The sequence below is a fragment of the Rathayibacter tritici genome (genome assembly GCF_001641005.1).
Taxonomy (GTDB): domain Bacteria; phylum Actinomycetota; class Actinomycetes; order Actinomycetales; family Microbacteriaceae; genus Rathayibacter; species Rathayibacter tritici.
The window spans coordinates 2,131,775-2,152,729 of record NZ_CP015515.1 but is presented as its reverse complement, the minus strand read 5'-3'; the positions used below and the strand labels follow the sequence as shown (position 1 = coordinate 2,152,729).

The window sequence follows — 20,955 nt, the reverse complement described above, 5'->3', positions numbered from 1 at the left end:
GTCAGCGGCTGAGGGCCCGCGACAGCAGGTCGGCCTGCTCTGCGGCGTGCCGCTTGGCCGAGCCGGCCGCGGGGGAGGCTGCCGCCGGACGCGACACCACACGGATCGGGCGGCCCAGCGTCGGAGCCACCTCGAGCGCGATGAACGGCCAGGCTCCCTGGTTCTCGGGCTCGTCCTGCACCCAGACGAACTCCGCGTCGGGGTAGCGCTCGGCGATGCCGCGCAACTCCTCGATCGGCGCCGGGTAGTACTGCTCGACCCGGACCAGTGCGATGGCGTCGTCCGGCTTCTTCTCCAGCTCGGCCTTGAGGTCGTAGTGGACCTTGCCGGCGTGCAGCAGCACGCGCCGCACGGCCGAGGCGTCCTGGATCCGCGCATCGTCGATCACCGGTTCGAAGCGGCCCGAGGTGAAGGCCTCGACGGGACTCGACGCTCCGCGCAGGCGCAGCATCGCCTTCGGGGTGAAGACGACGAGCGGACGGCGCGGCCGCGAGTAGGCCTGTCGGCGCAGCAGGTGGAAGTACGACGCCGGCGTCGACGGGCGCGCGACGGTCATGTTCCGCTCGGCGCACATCTGCAGGTAGCGCTCGATCCGGGCCGACGAGTGGTCGGGCCCCTGGCCTTCGTAGCCGTGCGGAAGCAGAAGCACGAGTGAGGAGCGCTGGCCCCACTTCTGCTCGGCCGACGAGATGAACTCGTCGATCACGATCTGGGCGCCGTTCGCGAAGTCGCCGAACTGCGCCTCCCACAGCACGAGCGAGTCGGGCCGCTCGACCGAGTAGCCGTACTCGAATGCCATCGCCGCGTATTCCGAGAGCAGCGAGTCGTAGATCCAGAGCCGTGCCTGCTGCTCCGAGAGGTTCATCAGCGGCAGCCACTCCTGGCCGTTCTCGCGGTCGTGCAGCACGGCGTGGCGCTGGACGAAGGTGCCGCGGCGGGTGTCCTGGCCGACCAGTCGCACCGGGGTGTCCTCGAGCAGGAGTGAGCCGAGTGCGAGCAGCTCGCCGAACGCCCAGTCGATCGAGCCGGAGCGGCTCATCTCTGTGCGCTTGGTGAGGAGCTGCTGGAGCTTCGGGTGCACGGTGAAGCCCTCGGGCGGAGTGGTGAACGCGTCGCCGATGCGGGTGATGACCTCGTTCTTCACTCCGGTCACCTCGGGCTCGCCCGGGTAGTCCTCGCCCTGCTGCGCGTCGGGCAGCTCGAGGTCGGCCACGGAGTCGCCATTGGCGGTGATCACGGGGATCGCGCCGGTCTGCGCCGCGTGCGTCTCGGCGAAGGCGCGCTCCAGGCGGTCCTGGAAGTCCTGGTGCGCGTGGTCGTACTCCTCCTCGGTGATGTCGCCGCGGCCGACGAGCGCCTCGGTGTAGAGCTTGCGCACCGAGCGCTTCGCCTCGATCAGGCTGTACATCAGCGGCTGAGTCATCGAGGGGTCGTCGCCCTCGTTGTGCCCTCGGCGGCGGTAGCAGATCAGGTCGATGACCACGTCGCGGTGGAAACGCTGGCGGTATTCGAACGCGAGCTGGCCGACATGCACGACGGCCTCCGGGTCGTCACCGTTCACGTGGAAGATCGGCGCCTGGATGGACTTCGCGCCGTCGGTCGAGTAGATCGAGGTGCGCGCCTCGTGCGGCGGGGTCGTGAATCCGACCTGATTGTTGATGTTGATGTGGATCGTGCCGCCGGTGCGGTACGCGCGCAGCTGTGACATCTGCAGGGTCTCGACGACCACGCCCTGCCCCGCCATCGCCGCGTCGCCGTGGACGAGGATCGGCAGCGTGGTGAACGTGCCGATGGGCTTGCGGTCCTGCTTGGCACGGACGATGCCCTCGAGCACGCCGTTGACGGCCTCGAGGTGGGAGGGGTTCGCCGCGAGGTACACGGGGATCTCCTCGCCCGCCGCGCCGCGGAAGGTGCCCTCGGTGCCGAGGTGGTACTTCACGTCTCCGGAGCCCTGGACCGTGCGCGGGTCCTGCGTGCCCTCGAACTCGCGGAAGATCTGGCCGTAGGTCTTACCGGCGATGTTGGTCAAGACGTTCAGACGGCCGCGGTGGGCCATGCCGATCGCGACCTCGTCGAGCTGCTCGTCGGCCGCGCCCTGCAGGACGGCGTCCAGGAGCGCGATGAGCGACTCCCCGCCCTCGAGCGAGAAGCGCTTCTGGCCCACGTACTTGGTCTGCAGGAAGGTCTCGAAGGCCTCGGCCTCGTTGAGCTTGCCGAGGATGCGCAGCTGCTCGTCGTGGCCCGGCTTCTCGTAGCCGCGTTCGAGCTTGTGCTGCATCCAGGCGCGCTGGTCCGGATCCTGGATGTGCATGTATTCGACGCCGACCGTGCGGCAGTACGAATCGCGCAGGATCCCGAGAATGTCGCGGAGCTTGAGCTGGCGCTTGCCGCCGAAGCCGTCGGTGACGAACTCGCGGTCGAGGTCCCAGAAGGTGAGTCCGTGGCTCTCGATGGCGAGGTCGGGGTGGGAGCGCTGCACATACTCCAGTGGATCCACGTCGGCCATCAGGTGGCCGCGGACGCGGAACGAATTGATGAGCTCCTGCACGCGGGCGGTCTTGGAGACGCGCTCGGCGAGATCGACGGCGATGTCGGTCGACCAGTGGATCGGGTCGTACGGGATGCGCAGTGCGGCGAAGATGTCCTCGTAGAAGTCGCGGCCGCCGAGCAGTAGCTCGTGCACGATCCCCAGGAATTCGCCCGAGCCGGCGCCCTGAATGACGCGGTGGTCGTACGTCGAGGTGAGGGTGATGGTCTTGCCGATGCCCAGCTCGACCAGCGTCTTCTCGGACGCGCCCTGGAACTCGGCCGGGTATTCGAGGGCGCCCGCGCCGATGATGCAGCCCTGGCCCTTCATCAGCCGGGGGACGGAGTGGACCGTCCCGATGCCGCCGGGGTTCGTCAGCGAGAGGGTGGTGCCGGCGAAGTCGCCGGCGACGAGCTTGTTGCCGCGGGCGCGCTTGACCAGGTCCTCATAGGCCGAGAGGTAGGCGGTGAAGCTGAGCGTGTCGGCCCGCTTGATGCTCGGGACGAGCAGGGCACGGGTGCCGTCGGGCTTGGGCATGTCGATCGCGATGCCCAGGTTGACGTGCGCGGGAGCGACGACCGCCGGCTTGCCGTCGACCTCGTCGTAGAAGACGTTCTGGCTCGGGAAGTCCTTGAGAGCGCGGATGAGCGCCCAGCCGATCACGTGGGTGAACGAGACCTTGCCGCCGCGGGTGCGGCGCAGGTGGTTATTGATCACGATGCGGTTGTCGATCATCAGCTTCGCCGGGATCGTGCGGACGCTCGTGGCAGTGGGGATGCTGAGGCTGGCGTCCATGTTCGTCGCGAGGCTTTTCGCCATACCGCGCAGTGGAGTGACGACGTCCTCGTCCGGCGTGGAGTCCTCCGCCGCAGGCTTGCTCACCGGCGCGTCGGCCGGGATCGGCTGGGCCTTGGGCTGCATCGACGTGGTGCGGGAGGCGGGGGTCTGCTCGGAGGAGGTGGCGGCAGGATGGGTCACCGCACCTCCGCCGCTCGAGGAGATCCGCTCGGCGGCCGGTGCCTGCTTCGCCGCGGCGGGGGCGGGCGCCGGCGCCGTCTTGCCGGAGTTCGCGAGCTGGGCGCCGTAGCGCTCGAGAATCGGCCACCAGGACTCGTCCACCGAGGCCCGGTCGGCTCTGTACTGCTCGTACAGCTCCTCCACGAGCCACTCGTTGGCTCCGAAGTCCTCCGCGCCCTGCTCTGTTCCTGCTCCGGTCAACTGGCTCGACACAGCCGATCGCCCACTCTCTCCGTTGATTCGTCTTCGATCATCCGGACGGGCCCGTCGCATCCCTCGGCTCCTGCTCCCGCAGCGGAGGAGGTCGTCCTCGCACCACGGGAACCGGTGCCCTCGCCTGGTCCCGTCCCGGTCGCCCAGCCTAGCCCCGTTCCCTGCACGGCCGACCCGGGGCCGCGCCGCAGTAGCGTTTCCTCATGCGTTTCTCTGGCGGCACCCCCTCAGGCGACCTCACCTACTCGGACGTGTTCCTCGTCCCCGGCCGCTCGTCCGTGACGAGCCGCCTGGACGTGTCCCTTGCTCCGGGCGACGGCACGGGGGCGACGATCCCGATCGTCTCCTCGAATATGAACTCCGTCACGGGGCAGCGTCTGGCGGCGACGCTGGCTCGCCGCGGCGGCCTCGGTGTCCTCCCGCAGGACATGCCCCTGCAGGCCCTGGACGCCGCGATCCGCTGGGTGAAGCGCCAGCCGGTCGCCTTCTCCGGCGCCCTCACCGCCTCGCCGGCCACCACCGTGGAGGAGGCGCTGCGCATCCTGCCGGCCGTCGCCGGCCACGGGTTTGTGGTGCAGGAGGAGGACGGCGCGATCCTGGGCTGTGTCCCGGCCTCGCGCCTGGCGACCGCCCTGCCGGACGCGCGGCTGGGCGACCTCGTGCACAGCGCCACTGCCTCCATCGACGCCGACGACGTGCCCACCGCGCGCGCCGCCTTCGATCTCATGGTGGCCGCCGACCTCGACTTCGCCCCGGTGCTGCACCACGGCGCTCTGGTCGGCACGCTCTCGCGCACCGGCGCGCTCCGCTCCACCGTCTACGACCCCGCCCTGGACGCCGACGGGCGGCTGCGCGTCGCGGCGGCGCTCGGCATCAACGGCGATGTGGAGGCGAAGGCGCGCGCGCTCGTCGCGGCGGGCGTCGACGTGCTGGTCCTCGACACCGCGCACGGCCATCAGGAGGGGATGCTGCGGGCGCTCCGGACGGTCTCGGCGCTCGATCTCGGCGTGCCGATCGCGGCGGGCAACGTCGTCACGGCCGATGCGGTGCACGACCTCGTCGACGCGGGGGCGGACATCCTCAAGGTCGGTGTCGGCCCCGGCGCGATGTGCACGACCCGGATGATGACGGCGGTCGGTCGCCCGCAGTTCTCGGCGGTCCTCGAGACGGCGGAGCGCGCTCGCGAGCTGGGCGCCCACGTCTGGGCGGACGGCGGTGTGCGCTACCCGCGCGACGTCGCCCTCGCGCTGGCTGCGGGCGCCGCCTCCGTGATGATCGGCTCCTGGTTCGCGGGCACGATCGAGGCGCCGGGGGAGCTGCGCAGTGACGCGGCTGGCCGGATCTACAAGGAGAGCTGGGGTATGGCGTCGGCCAAGGCGGTGCAGGAGCGATTCGACCGCCTCGACGCGTACGAGTTGGCCCGCAAGCGCCTCTTCGCCGAGGGCATCTCCTCCTCCACCATCTATCTCGACCCGCTGCGCCCCTCGGTCGAGGATCTGCTCGACATGATCACCTCGGGCGTACGTTCCTCTTTCACGTACGCCGGCGCCCGGAGCGTGGCCGACTTCCACGAGCGCGCGCACGTCGGCCTCCAGTCCGCCGCAGGCTACGAGGAGGGCAAGGCGCTGCCGGTCAGCTGGTGAGCGGTCCCCGCGTGCTAGAACCGAGCCCATGACCATCGTCGACAACGCCGTGTACGTCGACGGCCGCCGGATCCGGAACCCCGACTCGCTCGAGGACACCTTCGAGTTGATGCGGGACGAGCGCGGTATGGCCTGGATCGGGCTGTACCGGCCGAGCCGCGAGGAGGTCGAGGCGGTCGCTGAGGAGTTCGGCCTGCATCCGCTCGCCGTGGAGGACGCGCTCAGCGGGCACCAGCGGGCCAAGCTCGAGCGCTACGACGACGGGCTGTTCGTGGTGTTGCGGCCGGCGCGCTACGCGGACGCCGCCGAGGCGGTCGTCTTCGGCGAGCTGCACGTCTTCGTGGGCCCGGACTTCGTGGTGACCATCCGGCACGCCGACTCGCCGGACCTCGCCCGAGTGCGGCGGCGGCTGGAGGAGGATCCGGCGCTGCTGGCCCGAGGCCCGGAGGCCGTCCTCTACGCGATCCTCGACCAGGTCGTCGACGAGTACGCGCCCGTGGTCTTCGGCGTGCAGGGCGACGTGGACGAGATCGAGGACCAGCTCTTCGGCGACGACTCCGAGGACGGACTCTCGGAGCGCATCTACCGCCTCTCGCGCGAGGTCATCCACTTCCAGCGCTCGGTGCAGCCGCTGACCGCGCTGGTGCACGAATTGCTGCAGGAGTCCGCGCCCGCGGAGGGGGAGCCCGCGCCCTCGCCGGAGCGGATCGAGCTGCGCCGTTCCCTGCGCGACGTGCTCGATCACACCATCCGGGTCACGGAGGCGGTCGACTCCCTCCGCGCGATCCTGGACAAGGCGCTCACGGTGCACTCCACCTTGGTCTCGCGGCGCCAGACCGAGGCCGGGCTCGCTCAGAACGACGTGGTCCGCAGGATCTCCTCGTGGGCGGCGATCCTGTTCGCTCCGACGCTCGTGGCCGGCATCTACGGGATGAACTTCGACGACATGCCGGAGCTGCACTGGCGGCTCGGCTACCCCTGGGCGCTGGGCCTGATGGTGCTGTTCGGATTCGCGCTCTACGCGGTGTTCAAGCGGAAGAAATGGCTCTGACCAAGCGCCGCGGAGCAGTCCCGCCCCTGGCCCCCGCCCGGTAGACTCGACGCCACAATGGACGACCCTCCCTCTGCGCATCCGCCCTGTGCTGACTTCTTCTGTGCTGACTTCTCCTGTGCTGACCATTCCTGTGCTGACGTCTCCTGTGCTGACCATTTCTGTGCCGCCGCTTTCCCGGTCCGGCTCGTTCAGTACGGCTCGCACCACGCTCTCGTGACCGGGGGCGCGCACCGTGGGAAGTGAGTGGCTCCTGCTCGGCGTCGGCCTCCTGCTGACGGTGGGCACCGGCGTCTTCGTCGCCAGCGAGTTCGCGCTGGTCAACCTCGACCGCGCCGACCTCGAGGCCCGACGCGACCGCGGCGAGACCCGCCTCGGGATGACGATCGCCGCACTCCGGGTCACCTCGACGCACCTCTCGAGCGCGCAGCTGGGAATCACGCTCACGACGCTGCTGACCGGGTACACGATGGAGCCGGCGCTCTCGACGCTGCTCCAGGAGCCGTTCAGCGGGCCCGGCATTCCGGAGGAGGCGCTCGCGCCGGTGATGACGGTCGTCGCGATCGTCATCGCGACCCTGCTGTCGATGATCCTCGGCGAGCTGGTCCCCAAGAACTTCGCCCTCGCGCTGCCGCGAGCGACCGCGAAGCTCGTCGTACCGCTCCAGACCGCGTTCACGACGGTGTTCCGCCCGGCCGTCGCCCTGCTGAACGGCAGCGCGAACGCCCTGCTGCGCCTGGTCGGCATCGAGCCGAAGGAGGAGCTCTCCGGCGCCCGCAGCGCCGAGGAGCTCTCGAGCCTCGTGCGCCACTCGGCCAGTGCCGGACTGCTCGAGGAGGACACTGCCGACCTGCTCGGGCGCACCCTCCGCTTCTCCGCTCTGACCGCGGGCGACGTGATGACGCCGCGCCTGCGCCTGTCGACGGTCGAGCGGGCGAGCACGGCCCAGGACGTGCTCGACCTCGCCCGCACCACCGGGTTCTCTCGCTTCCCGATCACCGACGACGACATCGACGACATCGTCGGAGTCGTGCACGTCAAGCAGGCCGTCGCGGTGCCCCGCGGCAAGCGTTCGGACGTGCCGGTCACGGCGCTGCGCTCGGAGCCGCTCCGCGTCCCCGAGACGATGAAGCTCGACGTGCTGCTCACGGAGCTGCGCGGGCGGGGCTTCCAACTCGCGGTCGTCGTCGACGAGTACGGCGGAACGGCTGGCGTCGCGACGCTCGAGGACCTCGTCGAGGAGCTGGTCGGCGAGGTCGCCGACGAGCACGACCGCTCCCGCGCCGACGTGGTGAAGCTCCCCGGCTCCACCACCTTCCCCGGAATGCTCCGCCCCGACGAGGTCCTCGACCGCGCGGGCGTCCACATCCCCGAGGAGGGACCCTACGAGACGGTCGCCGGCTTCGTGATGAGCGAGCTCGGCCGCCTCCCCGCCGTCGGCGACCAGGTCGACGTCGAGGGCGGCTCCCTCCGCGTCGAGCGGCTCGACGGCCGCCGCATCGACCGCCTCCGCTTCACCCCGGACCCCGACGCGGATCCCGACGGGATCCCCGATCCGCTCGCCGACGTCGCCCGCGGACACCGCGGCCGGAAGGAGACCGACGATGAGTGACTGGGCCGGAATCGCCTGGCTCGTGGTGCTCCTCGCCGCGAACGCCTTCTTCGTCGGAGCGGAGTTCGCGGTCATCTCCGCGCGCCGCTCCCAGATCGAGCCCCTCGCAGAGAGCGGACGTCGCAGCGCGATCACCGCGCTCGCCGCGATGGAGCACGCAACCCTCATGCTCGCGACCACGCAGCTGGGTATCACGGTCTGCTCGCTGCTGATCCTGAACGTCAGCGAGCCGGCGATCCACCACCTGCTCGAAGTGCCGCTGCACGCCGTCGGCATCCCCGACGAGTTCTCCGGCACCGTCGCCTTCGTGATCACCCTGCTGATCGTGTCCTTCCTGCACGTGGTGCTCGGCGAGATGGTGCCCAAGAACATCTCGTTCTCGATGCCCGACCGCGCCGTCCTGCTCCTGGCGCCGCCACTGGTCGCCATCGCCCGAGTGCTCCGGCCGATCATCGTCGCCCTCAACGCGATCTCGAACGGGGTGCTCCGCCTCGTCAAGGTGGAACCCAAGGACGAGGCGAACAGCACCTTCACGCTCGAGGAGGTGCAGACGATCGTCGACCAATCCACCCGCGAAGGCACCCTCCGCGACTCGACCGGCACCCTCCTCGCCGCGTTCGAGTTCACCGAAAAAAAGGTCCAGGACGTCGCCCTGCCCCTCGACGGCATTGTCAGCCTCCCCAGCGGAGCGACCCCCGCAGACGTCGAACGCGCCGTCGCCAAACACGGCTTCTCGCGGTACGTGATCCTCGGAGACGACGGAACCCCCGAGGGCTACATCCACCTCAAGGACGTCCTCGACCTCGACGGCGACACCGAAGGCGCGAAGTTCCGCCTCCCCGTCCCCGCGAAACGGATCCGCCAACTCGCCTCGATCTTCGAAGCCACCGACCTCGAAGACGCCCTCGCGATCATGCGACGCACAGGAGCCCACCTCGCGCGCGCGTTCGACGAGAAGGGCCGCGCCACGGGAGTGCTGTTCCTGGAGGACATTATTGAGGAGCTTGTCGGCGAAGTCGACGACGCCACCCGTCGCTAGGCGCGGGCGCTGGAGGGGGCATTCGCGGCGTTGTCGTCGGGCGCGATACCGCCGGTATCGCTTCCTCCTCCGCCTTGCGACTGCCCCCTCCAGCACCCGCGCCCACCCCTGGAGGGAGGGGGGGTGCGGCTGCGCCGGCACGGGGGGGTGCGGCTGCGCCGGCACGAGGGTGGGGGGTGCGGGTGTGCCGGCACGGGGGCGGACGTAGGGTGGCGGGATGGGTGAGCGGGTCGGGATGGCGGAGGCGGTGCGGAGTGTTCGGGTGCCGCGGGAGGGTGACGACAAGTACACGCGGGGGGTGCTGGGGGTCGCTACGGGGTCGGAGCAGTACCCGGGAGCGGCGGTGCTCGGTGTCGAAGCGGCGGTGCGGACGGGGATCGGCATGGTCCGGTACCTCGGGCCGGAGCGGCCCTCGGGGCTCGTGCTCGCGCGGCGACCGGAGGTGGTGACTGCGGGGGGACGCGTGCAGGCCTGGCTGGTCGGCTCCGGAACCAGCGCGAGCGACCGGGACGACGACCAGCGGCGCACGCTGATCGAGCAGCTGCACTCGGGAGTTCCAGTTGTGCTCGACGCAGGCGCCCTCGACCTGATCGACGAGGTCGCCGGAGCGGTCGTCATCACGCCGCACTACCGCGAACTCGCACGAGTTCTCAGCCGGGCGGGCCTGAACGTGGACGCCGCCACCATCGCGGCGGCGCCGGGGGAGTGGGCGCGCCGCGCGGCCGACCGCCTCGGAGTCTGCGTGCTGCTCAAGGGAAGCACCACCCACGTGGTCGCCGGTGGCACGGAGCTCGAGGTGTCCGGATCCACGCCCTGGCTCGCGACCGCGGGCAGCGGCGACGTCCTCGGCGGTGTGCTCGGCGCGCTCGTCGCCGGCCGCTCCGCCGACGCCGAAACAGCAGGCACAACGCTGAAGGCCGAGGACCTCGCTCCGCTCGCCGCCGCCGCCGCGGTGCTCCACGCAGAAGCGGGCCGCGCCGCCTCCGCGGGCGGGCCGATCGCGGCCCTGGACATCGCCGAGCACCTGCCTGGAGTCGTCGCAGCCGTCCTGCGCTGACACACCCGGGCGGCGATCGCTGAACCGAAGGGGAACCGCTGCCGTTGTTCTAGGAGAAGCGACACCCGCAATCCGGTTCACCGGGCCCGCACCGCCGCTTCATCGAATGCTCGAAGCGAGCACCCCTACCGTCGGATCCGCCGCGTCCGCCTTGACCAGGAGAACAGACATGACCGCGAAGACCACGACTCCCGCCCGCTACGCCCTGACCCTCCTCGCCGGAGCCGGTACGCTCGCCGCCCTCGCCGCCTGCTCCAGCCCCACCACGACCGGGAACGACGCCGACGCGGCGACCGCCACCTCTCCGACCACCGCCACCGGCTCGACCCCCGCGTCGACCGACAGCGACACCGCCGCCGCGAGCGGCAGCAGTTACGCTGACGGCACCTACCAGGCCGAAGGCTCCTACACCTCGCCCGGCGGCAACGAGAAGGTCGGCGTGTCGCTGACTCTCGCGGGCGGGGTCGTCACCGACGTGACCGTGACCCCGGAGTCGGAGAACCCGACCGGCCAGCAGTACCAGGGGCGCTTCGCCAGCGGTATCTCGGGCGAGGTCGTCGGCAAGTCGCTCGACGACCTGAAGGTCTCGAAGGTGTCGGGATCCTCCCTCACCTCCGGCGGCTTCAACGACGCCGTCGAGACCATCAAGGCCGATGCCACGGCCTGATCCGGCGCCCACCCTCGACCACGGGTGGCGATTCGACGCGATCGGCACCACCTGGCACATCGACACTGCCGAGCCGCTCGACGCGTCCCGGCGTGCCCGGGTGACGGCGCGCATCACGGAGTACGACCGCACCTGGTCGCGCTTCCGCGAGGACTCCGCCGTCTCCCAGCTGCGCGAGGGGGGCGAGCGCGTCTTCCCTGCCGAGGCCGACGAGCTCTTCGCCCTCTACGACGTGCTCGACGAGCTGACCGGCGGCGCCGTGACTCCGTTCGTCGGCGGCCCGCTCGAACAGCTCGGCTACGACCCCGCCTACACCCTCGTGCCCCGCGGACCCGCGGCCGCTGCCCCGGCCTGGGCAGCGGCCCGGTACGGCGCGGCAGGACTCCGGATCGAGCCGGGCACCGTCGTCGACGTCGGCGCGGCCGGCAAAGGGCAGCTCGTCGACCTCGTGCTCGACGAGCTGGACGGAGTCGGGCCCGCCCTCGTCGACGCCAGCGGCGACCTCCGCGGCACGGGCGCCGGAGCCTACCGGGTCGGCCTCGAGCACCCGTGGGACGCCAGCAGCGCGATCGGCGTGGCCCTGCCCGGAGATCGCGCGCTCTGCGGCTCCGCGAGCAACCGCCGGGCCTGGGGCAGCGGCCTCCACCATGTCCTTGACGGGCGGACCGGCGCTCCGGTCGAGAGCATTGTCGCCACCTGGGCGGTGGCCGACACGGCCCTCGTCGCCGACGGGCTCGCGACCGCGCTGTTCGTCTGCCCGCCCGAGACCCTCGCCGAGCGCTTCGACTTCGAGTTCGTCCGCGTCCGCAGCGACGGCACCCTCCACTACTCGTCTTCCTTCCCCGGAGAGGTCTTCCGATGATCGGCACACTCGACCGCGCCCTCGGCCGCGTCACCACCTACCGGCTGGTCTGGATGACGCTCGCCGCGCTCCTGCTCCTCGCCGTCGGCTACGCCTCGGCCGGCCTGATCTTCTCGACTCCGCTCGAGATCCTCGGCAGCACTCTGGTCGCGGTCGTCTCGACCGCCCTCGTGAGCGCGGTCCTCGCGAGGCTCTTCCGCAGCCGCGCGCACCTCGAGTCCTCCCTCGTCACGGGGCTGCTGATCGCGTGCCTGCTCTTCCCGACGGCGGATCCGCGCGGGCTGGCGGTGATCGCTCTCGTCGGCGCAATCGCGGCCGCCTCCAAGTACGTCCTCGCCTGGCGCGGTCGGCACCTCTTCAATCCGGCCGCGGTCGCCGTGCTGATCATCGGATTCACCGGGCTCACCGCCGGAGCCTGGTGGATCGCCAGCGGCGCGATCTGGCCGTTCGTCGTCGTGGGTTCTCTTCTGGTCGTCGCGCGGGTCCGGCGCTTCGCCGTCTTCGCCGTCTTCGTGCTCGTGGCGGGCGGAGTCTCGGTGCAGCAGGCCGTCCTGAACGGTCAAGAGCTCGGGGCCGCGGCCTCCCTGGTCTTCACCGCCTACCCCTTCGTCTTCGCCGGCGCCTTCATGCTGACCGAGCCGCTCACGCTCGCACCCCGCCGCTCGCAGCAGCTGATCATCGCGGTTGTCGCCGCACTGGTGGCGAGCGTGCCCTTCCACATCGGCGTGATCTCCGCCACTCCGGAGCTGGGCCTCGTCGTCGGCAACGCGCTCGCCTTCGCTGTCGCGTACCGCCAGCGCCGTCGGCACACGCTCGAGCTGGCCTCGACTCGCGTGCTGGCCCCCGGCATCGCCGAGTACCGCTTCCGCTCCCGCTTTCCGCTGCCATTCGAGCCGGGTCAGTGGCTCGAACTCGACCTGCCGCACCGCGCCGACAGTCGGGGGAGCCGTCGCACCTTCTCCGTCTCCTCGGCTCCCGCGAACGGCGAGATCGCGATCGCGCTGCGGATGCCCGAGAAGGCCAGCAGCTTCAAGCGAGCGCTCGCCGCCCTGGAACCCGCCGACTCGCTGCGCGCGACGAGCGTCGGCGGCGACTTCGTCCTGCCGGCCGACCCCTCCGTGCCGCTGCTGCTGGTGGCCGGCGGCATCGGGATCACCCCGTTCGCGAGCCAGCTGCGCTCCCTCGCGGGAGGGCCGGAGCGGGACGTGGTCGTCGTGGTCGCTGCGCCGAGCCTCGCGGACGTGGCCTACCGCGATGTGCTGCAGGAGTCGGGTGCGCGGGTCGTACTCTGCTCGAAGGAGGCCCCGGCCGACCTACCCAGCGGCTGGTCGCACGTGTCCGGACGCCTGAGCGCCGAACTGCTCGCCGACGCCGTGCCAGACGCGGGCCGACGGGTCGGCTACGTCTCCGGATCGCCGTCCTTCGTCGACTCCGTTCGCGGTGCGCTGCGGGCCGCGGGGGCGAAACGGATCCGCACCGACGCGTTCGCCGGGTACTGACGCGTCCAGGGAGCGCCGCTTCCCGCGCGGGCAGTGCCGCTGCCAGCGTCCCGCTGAGCGGCCCCTCTACAATGACGCGGTGCCGTCCTCCCCTCCTCGAGCGTTCTCCCGCCCCCTCACCCGGCTGCGCGAGAACCGCGACTCCGTCGCCGTGCTCTGGGGCGGCTTCGCGCTCGTGCACGTGCTGCTCTCGCTCCTGGCGCTGTTCGCACCCGGCCTGCCGATGGGCGACGTCAGCATCGTCTACCGCGAGTGGATGAGAACCACCGTCGAGGGTGGCGGGATCGCCGGGATCGACACGGGCTGGGTCTACCCGATCCTCGCCTGGGGCCCGATCGCCGCCTCGTGGCTCTTCGGCGCGGCAGGCTACGACCTCGTGTGGCTCGTCCTCGTCGCCCTCGCCGACGCCGCCGTGTTCGCCCTTTTGCTGCGGCGCCGCTCGGCCCCGCGCCTCGCCGCGGCACGCTGGTGGCTGCTGTTCCTCGTCCTGCTCGGGCCGATCGCGATCGGCCGGATCGACGCGTTCACCACGCCTCCCGCCATCGCCGGGATGCTCTGGGCCGCGACTCGGCCGGGCGTCGCCGCAGCTCTGCTGACGGTCGCCACCTGGATCAAGGTGTGGCCCGCCGCGATCCTCGCCGCCGCTGTCCTCGTGCTGCGCGGCCGGGTGCGGATGATCCTCGTGCCAGCGGTCATCTCGGTGCTCCTCGTGCTCGCGGTCGTCTTCGTCGGCGGCGGTGACCAGGTCTTCAGCTTCGTCACCGACCAGACCGACCGCGGCCTCCAGATCGAGGCCGTCGTCAGCACCCCGTGGATGTGGCTGTCGGTCATCCCGGGCACCGGCAGCTACGTCTACTACGCGGCCGACATCAACACGTTCGAGATGCACGGGCCGGGCACCGAGTTCGCGGCGAGCCTGATGACTCCGCTGCTCGCCCTGGCAATGCTGGGCGTGGCTGTGCTCGGAGCGCGGGCCCTCGCGCGGCAAGCGGACGCGGCACGGCTGTTCCCGCTGCTTGCGCTCACCTTCGTGGTCGTCTTCATCGACACCAACAAGGTGCTCTCGCCGCAATACATCGTCTGGCTCGCGCCGCCGGTGATCGCGGGGCTGATCGCATGCCGCGACGGCTCCTTCGACCGGCCGGCGAAGTTGACGATGCTCACTGCGGCGCTGACCCAGGTGGTCTACCCGTACCTCTATCTCTTCCTGCTCTGGTCGCACTGGTGGATGGTGCTCGTGCTGAGCGTGCGGAACGTCCTGCTCGTCGTGCTGCTCGGCTGGCTGCTGCGGGAGCTGTGGCGGATCGGCGCGGCGCGCGGCACCACGCTGTCGGAGCCGGCGCTGACCGGGCAGGCGCGCCTCGCGGCCCAGGGCTCGTAGGCTCGGACGGAGCGCGGCCGACTCCCGGCGGCGCAGTCAGGGAGGCTCCCATGCTCGTCGCATTCTCGGTCGCACCGTCCGGGGGCGAAGCGCCCGACGCGTCGGTCCACGACGCGGTCGCCGCCGCTGTCCGCATCGTCCGCGAGAGTGGGCTGCCGTCGCGCACGACGTCGATGTTCACCGAGATCGAGGGCGAGTGGGATGAGGTCTTCGACGTGATCAGGCGGGCGACGGAGGCGGTGGGCGCATTCGGGACCCGGGTCTCGCTCGTGCTGAAGGCCGACATCCGCCCCGGGTACTCGGGCGAGATCGACGGGAAGATCGCCCGGCTGAACGAGGCGCTCGGGGAGTAGCCGGAGAGCTGGGCGCACTCGTGGCGCGCGAGTCGGAGGCGGGTTCGAATCGATTCGACATCCTGTCGATCCTCGGTAACCTTGTCCGGTGACACTCTCGCCCGCTCGAACCCGACTCGCCCTGCTCGCCCTCGCGATGGGGGGCTTCGGTATCGGCTCCACCGAGTTCGTGGCAATGGGACTGCTCCCGCAATTAGCCGCCGACCTCCTGCCCGGTGTCTACGCCGAGAGTCAGGAGCAGGCCGTCTCGCAGGCCGGGATGCTGATCTCGGCCTACGCGCTCGGGGTCGTGGTCGGTGCGCCGACGATCGCGGCCGCAGCGGCGCGCTGGCCGCGCAAGCGCCTCCTGTTGACCCTTCTCGTCGCCTTCACGATCGGAACGATCGGCTCGGCGCTGCTGCCGAGCTTCCCGCTCGTCCTCGCAGCACGCTTCGTCGCGGCGCTGCCGCATGGCGCCTACTTCGGTATCGCCTCTCTGGTCGCGGCCGACCTGATGGGCCCGGGCAAGCGCGGCAAGGGTGTCGCCTTCGTTCTCTCCGGCCTCACGATCGCCACTGTGGTCGGTGTTCCGGCGATCACCTGGGTGGGCCAGGTGGCGGGCTGGCGCAGCGCCTATCTCGTCGTCGCAGCTCTCTTCGCGCTGACTGTCGTGGCCGTGCAGCTGCTCGTGCCCGCCCAGCCTGGAAATCCCGCCGCGACCGTCCGCAACGAGGTGCGCGCCTTCGGCCGCCTGCAGGTCTGGATGACACTGCTGGTGGGCGCCATCGGCTTCGGCGGCCTCTTCGCGATGTACAGCTACATCTCGCCGCTCGCCACTGAGGTGACCGGGCTGCCGCTGGGGGCGGTGCCGTGGATCCTGGTCGTTATCGGCCTCGGGATGACCGTGGGCAACCTCGTCGGCGGTTGGGCGGCCGACCGCGACGTACGCCGCGCGCTCGTGGTGTTCTACGCGGGTGTCGGCGTCTCGCTGATCGGGCTCGCCCTCTCGGCGTCGTCCATCGTCGGCCTGGTCGTGTTCGCGTTCCTCGCCGCAGGCTTCTCGGCGGCCGCGTCACCGGCGATCCAGACCCGGCTGATGGACGTCGCGCGCGACAGCCAGACCATCGCGGCGGCACTCAACCACTCCGCCCTGAACATCGGCAATTCGATCGGAGCAGCGCTCGGCGGCCTGACGATCGCGGTCGGCCTGGGCTATCTCTCGCCGATCTGGGTCGGCGTGGGCCTCACCGCCGCGGGCATCGCGCTGGCGCTGACCAGCATCGCTATCGACCGTGCCCGCGGGACGGTCTACCCGGTGCACCGCGAGGCGACCGCTCCGAGCACCGACGGTATCCCCATCGACGCGCTGTAGGGCGTCCGGCGATCCTCTGCCCGATGCTGGAATCTGTGCGCCAGTCGGTGTTCTCGCCACTGCGGCGAGCGGTGTCGCGGCGCTCGTTCCGGCGACCGCGGCGGCACGAGGAGAACCGGTGAAGGAAGTGCGAGTCCCTGAGGACAGCACCGGCTGCGAACGTCGCTGGCTGCGAACGTCGGCGATGCCGTCGGAGCGCGGTTCGCACGGTCAGGGCGCGCCAGAGTCCGGGGGCGGCACCGGGTGCTCTGGAACACTGGCGTCATGCGCGCCGTCAGTTACTCCTCCTTCGATGCCCTCCCCGAGATCGTCGAGGTGCCCGATCCGATCTGCCCCGTCGACGGGGCCGTGGTCCGGGTCGCCGCGACCGGGGTCTGCCGGAGCGATTGGCACGCGTGGAAGGGGCACGACGACTCCGTGGTGCTCCCGCAGATCCCCGGCCACGAGTTCGCGGGGACGGTAGCGGAGGTCGGGTCTGCCGTCACCCGCGTTGCAGTGGGCGACCGGGTCACCGCCCCCTTCGTGTTCGCCTGCGGTGACTGCGAGCAGTGCCGCGAGGGAGCGACGCAGGTGTGCCTCCGCCAGGAGCAGCCGGGCTTTACCCTCGATGGATCGTTCGCTGAGGCGCTGGTCGTGCCGAACGCGGAGCTGAATCTGGTGCGCCTGCCCGACGCAGTCGGCTTCGTCGAAGCTGCCGGGCTCGGCTGCCGTTTCGGGACCGCCTACCACGCTCTGCACGTGCGCGGGCGGGTCGCCCCGGGGGAGTGGGTGGCGGTGTTCGGCTGCGGCGGGGTGGGGCTGTCCGCGGTGATCGTCGCGCTCGCGGCCGGGGCTCGGGTGGTGGCGTCAGACGTGTCGACCGCGGCGCTCGAGGCTGCTCGGACGCTCGGTGCGGTCGTCGTCGCGGGCGGTTCAGGAGCCGTCGAGGCGATTCGGGCGGCGACCGGCGGAGGGGCGCATCTCGCGATCGACGCCGTCGGCAGCAGGGTCACAGCGGAGGCGTCGATCGCCGTGCTGCGTCCGCGCGGCCGGCACGTGCAGGTCGGTCTGCTCCTCAGGCCCGAGGCGGCGCCGACGATCCCACTCGGCCGGGTCATCGCCCTGGAGCTGGAGCTGCTCGGCAGCCACGGCATCGCCCGCAGTGGCTACGCCGCCCTCCTGGATGACGTTGTTGCCGGACGTCTGCGCCCCGCCGAGTCCGTCGGCCGCACGATCCCCTTCGAGGATCTCCCCGCCGCCCTCGCCGCAATGGACGCCCCCGCCACCACCCCCGGCATGACAGTCGCGGTCCTTCACCCCTGAGGCGCGCACTCCGGACCCTGCCGTCCCTGCCCCCGTGGCTGAGCAAGACGCTCCTCGCCGAGCGCATCCTCGCCCGCCCGAGTGCCGGTACCGCTACCCTCCGCGAGATGCCACCTATGGTGCCGACACGCCGGCGAGGCCCGTCATAAGAGGCATCTCGCGGAGGGGCCGACCCCTAGTCCGTCTCGATCAGGATGCCGTCGTGGATGGCGCGCTTGCGCAGCGCGACCTTGGTGCCCACATCGATGCCGACGACGCGGTACTTCTCGCGGATCCGCTTGAGGTACGACTTCGCCGTCTCCTCCGAGATGCCCAGCTCGAACGCGACCGACTTCACCGGTTCGCCTCCGCCGTAGAGGGCCATTACGCGCCGCTCCTGGGCGCTGAGCTTGGGGGCTCCGTCGGAGTCGCCGGTGGAGAGCGCCATGTCGAGTTCGTGGGAGATGTAGGAGTGGCCGTCCTTGGCCGCGCGGATCGCTTCGACGATCATGTCGGCGTCCTCGGTCTTCACCAGGTAGCCGAGCGCGCCGGAGGCGAGTGCTTCGCGCACCACGGCCGGCTCGGAGTAGGTGCTCATCAGGACGGTCTTGACGCCGGTGGTCTTGAGCGTCGACAGCTTCACCGAGATCGGGATGTTGTCCTTCAGGTCGAGGTCGAGGAGGACGACGTCGACGGGGAACTCGGGGTGCGTGAGCAGCTCGGGCCAGGAGGCGACTGCGGCGACCAGCTGGATGTCGGAGGCGGCTCCGCGAATCCACTCCGTCAGCGCCCCGAGGAGCATCTTATGGTCGTCCACGACTGCGAGCGTGATCTTCGATTCAGCGGTGGGTGTCATCGGTGTCCTTCGGTCGTCGGTCGTCGGTCGTCTACGGCCTCACGGCGGCTGCTCATCGGTCGGCAGGGTTGTCGACCAGGCAGTCGATCTCGATTCGGAGTTCCCCGTCGCGCGAGGTGTCGCGAAAGACGCCGACCTGAGCGATAGCTTCCCACGTCGCAGGATCGACTACACGCAAGGGCGCGCCTGAGGAGTAAAGGACGATCGGAACGAGGAGGCCACGGGTCGTCGTCTCGGCTCCAGAATCACGGGGGCTGCCCGATTCGACGTGCAGGACCACGGCGAGCCCGGTCGCGCTGTCGGCGATCAGCCAGATCGCTGAGAGGAGCCCGTCGCGCTGGTCGTGGCCGAGGAGCCCGGCGGTTCCGTCCGGGTCGTCGAGGTCGACCAGGGGCGAGAGCAGCTCCGATTCGAGGACGGCGTGGTGCAGCCAGGTCTCGCGGCGTCCCTCGATCAGGTGGAGGCGGAGCTGCGTGGCGAGCGAGGTCGCATGGGCGGCGCGCTGGGCGTCGAGGGGGAGGCGGACCGAGCCGTCCCCGACCTCGGCGAGGAGGCGCTCGGCGGCCAGGTCGAGCCGTGCCAGCTCCTCGGAGGCGAGCATCCCGACCGCGTAGCGCGGGCCGAGGGTGGTGCTCTGCACGAGTGCGCGGTCGGTCTCGAGCTGCACCATCCTGCGGAACCCGCGCATCATCACGACCACGACGACAGCCGGGGCGAGTGTCACGACGAGTGCACTGATCCGCACCGAGAGCACATCGGCGCCGCCGGACTCCATCGAGAGGAACACGACCACCTCGGCGATCGAGACGAGCACGCCCACCGCGAGGATCTCGACTCCGCGCCGGTGGACGATCAGCGCGGCGTGAGCGACGGCCGCGGCGACGGCGGCGGTAGGGACGGTGCGCGCGGATCCAGAGTCGATCACCGCCACCAGATCGAGCACGACGGCGACGCCGACCGCGAGGAGGAAGCAGAGGTAGACAGCGAGCGGGAGACGCCGCCCGCTCAGGCGGATCGCGAGCACGATGGAGCCGAAGGCGAGGATCACGAGGACCCAGGCGGTCGCGGCGGGTGCGACGTCGCTGTAGCGGGTCGAGGTCGAGAGGAAGATCAGGAGCTGGAAGGTCAGGATCGCGGCGGCGATGCCGTTCAGGCCGCTGCCGAGGTAATTGGTGCCCAGTCCCTCCTGCCGACGGCGCGCCGACCGCGCCGACCGCCACGACCGGGCGGAGCGATCCGCCGGGCCGGACCCGCCCCCGCCGAGCAGCGGCGCCGGCGCTCGGGGTTCCGCGCTCACTTGGGCACTTCCAGCACCACCGTGGTCCCGGATCCCGGCGCGCTGAACAGCCGGGTGCGCCCACCGACATCACCGAGCCGGGCGATCACGGATTCCTTGAAGCCGAGCTTGGAGTCCGGGACGGTCGCGATGTCGAACCCGGCGCCCGCATCCGTGACCATCGCGCGGACGGTCGTCTCGTCCTCGGTGATCGTCACGTCGGCCGAAGCGACCCCGGAGTGGCGGCGCACGTTCTCAAGGCATTCCGCGAGGGCGAGCACGAAGGAGTCGAGCGCGGCACCCGTGAGCGCCACCTGGCCGGAGCCGTGCCAGATGACATCCAGACCCATCCGGCCGAAGCGGTGGCGGACACTCTCGAGGGTGTTGGCTGCCGGAGCGGTGGTCACGCTGGTCAGCTGGTAGGACCCGGAGGCGCTCGGCGTCGGTGTTCCGCCGAGCCGCAGTTGGCGCAGCAGTTGCGCGTCCTGGGCGGCCTGCTGCCGGAGTGCGTCGACCGACACTCCGCGGCCCGAGTGTGCGAGGAGGGTGAGCGTGGCCAGGACGGTGTCGTGCAGGAGGCGAGCACCCTGTCGGCGCTGAGCCTCCGTCTCGCTGGCCAGTCGCTCGACGCGGTGTGCGTTGCCGATGCTGTCGATCCGCCGTACCGCCCGGGGAACCGCCGTGCTGATCCACAGTGCGAAGCCGCACAGCGTGCCCCAGGGCAGCAGCGACTGGAAGAGGACGGCGGGGATCGTGGTACCGGTGGAGACGAGCACCGAGGGGATCACGCTCGGGATCAGCACCGGAAGCACGAGGGCCAGGCGGCGCGACGAGGTCGTCACCACCACGGCGATACTCGCGGTCACGGCGTTCGCCGTGTTGACCAGGACGAACCCGGCAAAGTCCGCGCCCGATTCGAGCCCCAGTGCGAGACCCCACACCAGAACCACACCGCCGACCGCCACGGCGATCACGCGGCTGAGGCGTCCCGACCGCGCGAGCTCGACATGGGCGGCCATCATGCCCAGGAGCAGGGCGACGGCGAAGGGGACGGCGGCGGTCTGCAGGGTCCCGGGAATGAGTACCATGCCCAGTACCCCCGCGTCGGTGAGCAGGCCGACTCCGCAGGCGGAGTGGCGCAGTAGCCGGTCGCGCTCGCGAGCGCTGCGGATCATCGGCACGCTCTGGCCCCCTCCGATCGTGGCGCGGGGCTCACCCCCGACACACGATAGTCACTGGCCGGGCCGGTCGGACCGGATCGGCACGTCGA

General features: G+C 70.9%; 16 protein-coding genes. 12 read left to right on the top strand and 4 right to left on the bottom strand.

All coding sequences use genetic code 11. The annotated features are described in order from the left end of the window. Position 1: 1 nt before the first annotated feature. On the bottom strand, positions 2 to 3,757 hold the full coding sequence (locus A6122_RS09790) for a multifunctional oxoglutarate decarboxylase/oxoglutarate dehydrogenase thiamine pyrophosphate-binding subunit/dihydrolipoyllysine-residue succinyltransferase subunit (RefSeq protein WP_181137187.1): 3,756 nt from the start codon (positions 3,755 to 3,757) through the stop codon (positions 2 to 4). Between the two features lie 203 nt (positions 3,758 to 3,960). On the opposite strand from A6122_RS09790, the gene guaB1 reads away from it, so the two are divergent. From guaB1 to A6122_RS09730, 12 genes are all read left to right on the top strand, one after another. Continuing rightward, entirely contained in the window at positions 3,961 to 5,400 is a 1,440-nt protein-coding gene (guaB1, locus tag A6122_RS09785; protein ID WP_068254333.1) for a GMP reductase, read from the top strand. Between the two features lie 28 nt (positions 5,401 to 5,428). Then, positions 5,429 to 6,451 (top strand): magnesium/cobalt transporter CorA, encoded by a 1,023-nt coding sequence (corA, locus tag A6122_RS09780; RefSeq protein WP_068254332.1) that lies wholly within the window; start codon positions 5,429 to 5,431, stop codon positions 6,449 to 6,451. A gap of 235 nt (positions 6,452 to 6,686) precedes the next feature. Then, entirely contained in the window at positions 6,687 to 8,063 is a 1,377-nt protein-coding gene (locus tag A6122_RS09775; protein ID WP_068254329.1) for a hemolysin family protein, read from the top strand. Beyond that, positions 8,056 to 9,102, top strand: a complete 1,047-nt coding sequence (locus tag A6122_RS09770) for a hemolysin family protein (protein ID WP_068254326.1) — start codon at positions 8,056 to 8,058, stop codon at positions 9,100 to 9,102. The genes A6122_RS09775 and A6122_RS09770 overlap by 8 nt, the downstream gene beginning before the upstream one ends. 217 nt (positions 9,103 to 9,319) lie before the next feature. Further along, complete coding sequence (locus tag A6122_RS09765; RefSeq protein WP_068254323.1) at positions 9,320 to 10,159, top strand: ADP-dependent NAD(P)H-hydrate dehydratase; 840 nt, start codon at positions 9,320 to 9,322, stop codon at positions 10,157 to 10,159. 169 nt (positions 10,160 to 10,328) lie between these two features. Beyond that, a complete protein-coding gene (locus A6122_RS09760; RefSeq protein ID WP_068254315.1) occupies positions 10,329 to 10,826 on the top strand; it encodes an FMN-binding protein in 498 nt (165 codons plus the stop codon). Then, positions 10,813 to 11,688: an FAD:protein FMN transferase gene (locus A6122_RS09755; protein ID WP_068254314.1), complete on the top strand. Its 876-nt coding sequence runs from the start codon at positions 10,813 to 10,815 to the stop codon at positions 11,686 to 11,688. The genes A6122_RS09760 and A6122_RS09755 overlap by 14 nt, the downstream gene beginning before the upstream one ends. Then, positions 11,685 to 13,187 (top strand): hypothetical protein, encoded by a 1,503-nt coding sequence (locus tag A6122_RS09750; protein ID WP_068254313.1) that lies wholly within the window; start codon positions 11,685 to 11,687, stop codon positions 13,185 to 13,187. Before A6122_RS09755 ends, A6122_RS09750 begins: the two co-directional genes overlap by 4 nt. A gap of 79 nt (positions 13,188 to 13,266) precedes the next feature. Next, entirely contained in the window at positions 13,267 to 14,568 is a 1,302-nt protein-coding gene (locus A6122_RS09745; protein ID WP_084415943.1) for a glycosyltransferase 87 family protein, read from the top strand. A gap of 50 nt (positions 14,569 to 14,618) precedes the next feature. Next, positions 14,619 to 14,921 (top strand): thiamine-binding protein, encoded by a 303-nt coding sequence (locus A6122_RS09740; RefSeq protein WP_068254312.1) that lies wholly within the window; start codon positions 14,619 to 14,621, stop codon positions 14,919 to 14,921. Positions 14,922 to 15,057: 136 nt separating this feature from the next. Further along, a complete protein-coding gene (locus tag A6122_RS09735) occupies positions 15,058 to 16,272 on the top strand; it encodes an MFS transporter (RefSeq protein ID WP_068257425.1) in 1,215 nt (404 codons plus the stop codon). A 264-nt stretch (positions 16,273 to 16,536) separates the two neighbouring features. Then, positions 16,537 to 17,574, top strand: a complete 1,038-nt coding sequence (locus A6122_RS09730; RefSeq protein ID WP_068254311.1) for an alcohol dehydrogenase catalytic domain-containing protein — start codon at positions 16,537 to 16,539, stop codon at positions 17,572 to 17,574. Positions 17,575 to 17,749: 175 nt separating this feature from the next. Here the strand turns inward: A6122_RS09730 and A6122_RS09725 are convergent, their stop codons facing one another. Genes A6122_RS09725 through A6122_RS09715 form a run of 3 tightly spaced genes read right to left on the bottom strand, consistent with a single transcriptional unit; the run spans position 17,750 to position 20,860 of the window. Beyond that, entirely contained in the window at positions 17,750 to 18,409 is a 660-nt protein-coding gene (locus tag A6122_RS09725) for a response regulator (protein ID WP_068254310.1), read from the bottom strand. A 52-nt stretch (positions 18,410 to 18,461) separates the two neighbouring features. After that, positions 18,462 to 19,706, bottom strand: a complete 1,245-nt coding sequence (locus A6122_RS09720) for a hypothetical protein (protein WP_068254309.1) — start codon at positions 19,704 to 19,706, stop codon at positions 18,462 to 18,464. Further along, on the bottom strand, positions 19,703 to 20,860 hold the full coding sequence (locus A6122_RS09715; protein WP_068254308.1) for a sensor histidine kinase: 1,158 nt from the start codon (positions 20,858 to 20,860) through the stop codon (positions 19,703 to 19,705). Before A6122_RS09715 ends, A6122_RS09720 begins: the two co-directional genes overlap by 4 nt. Positions 20,861 to 20,955: the final 95 nt, after the last annotated feature.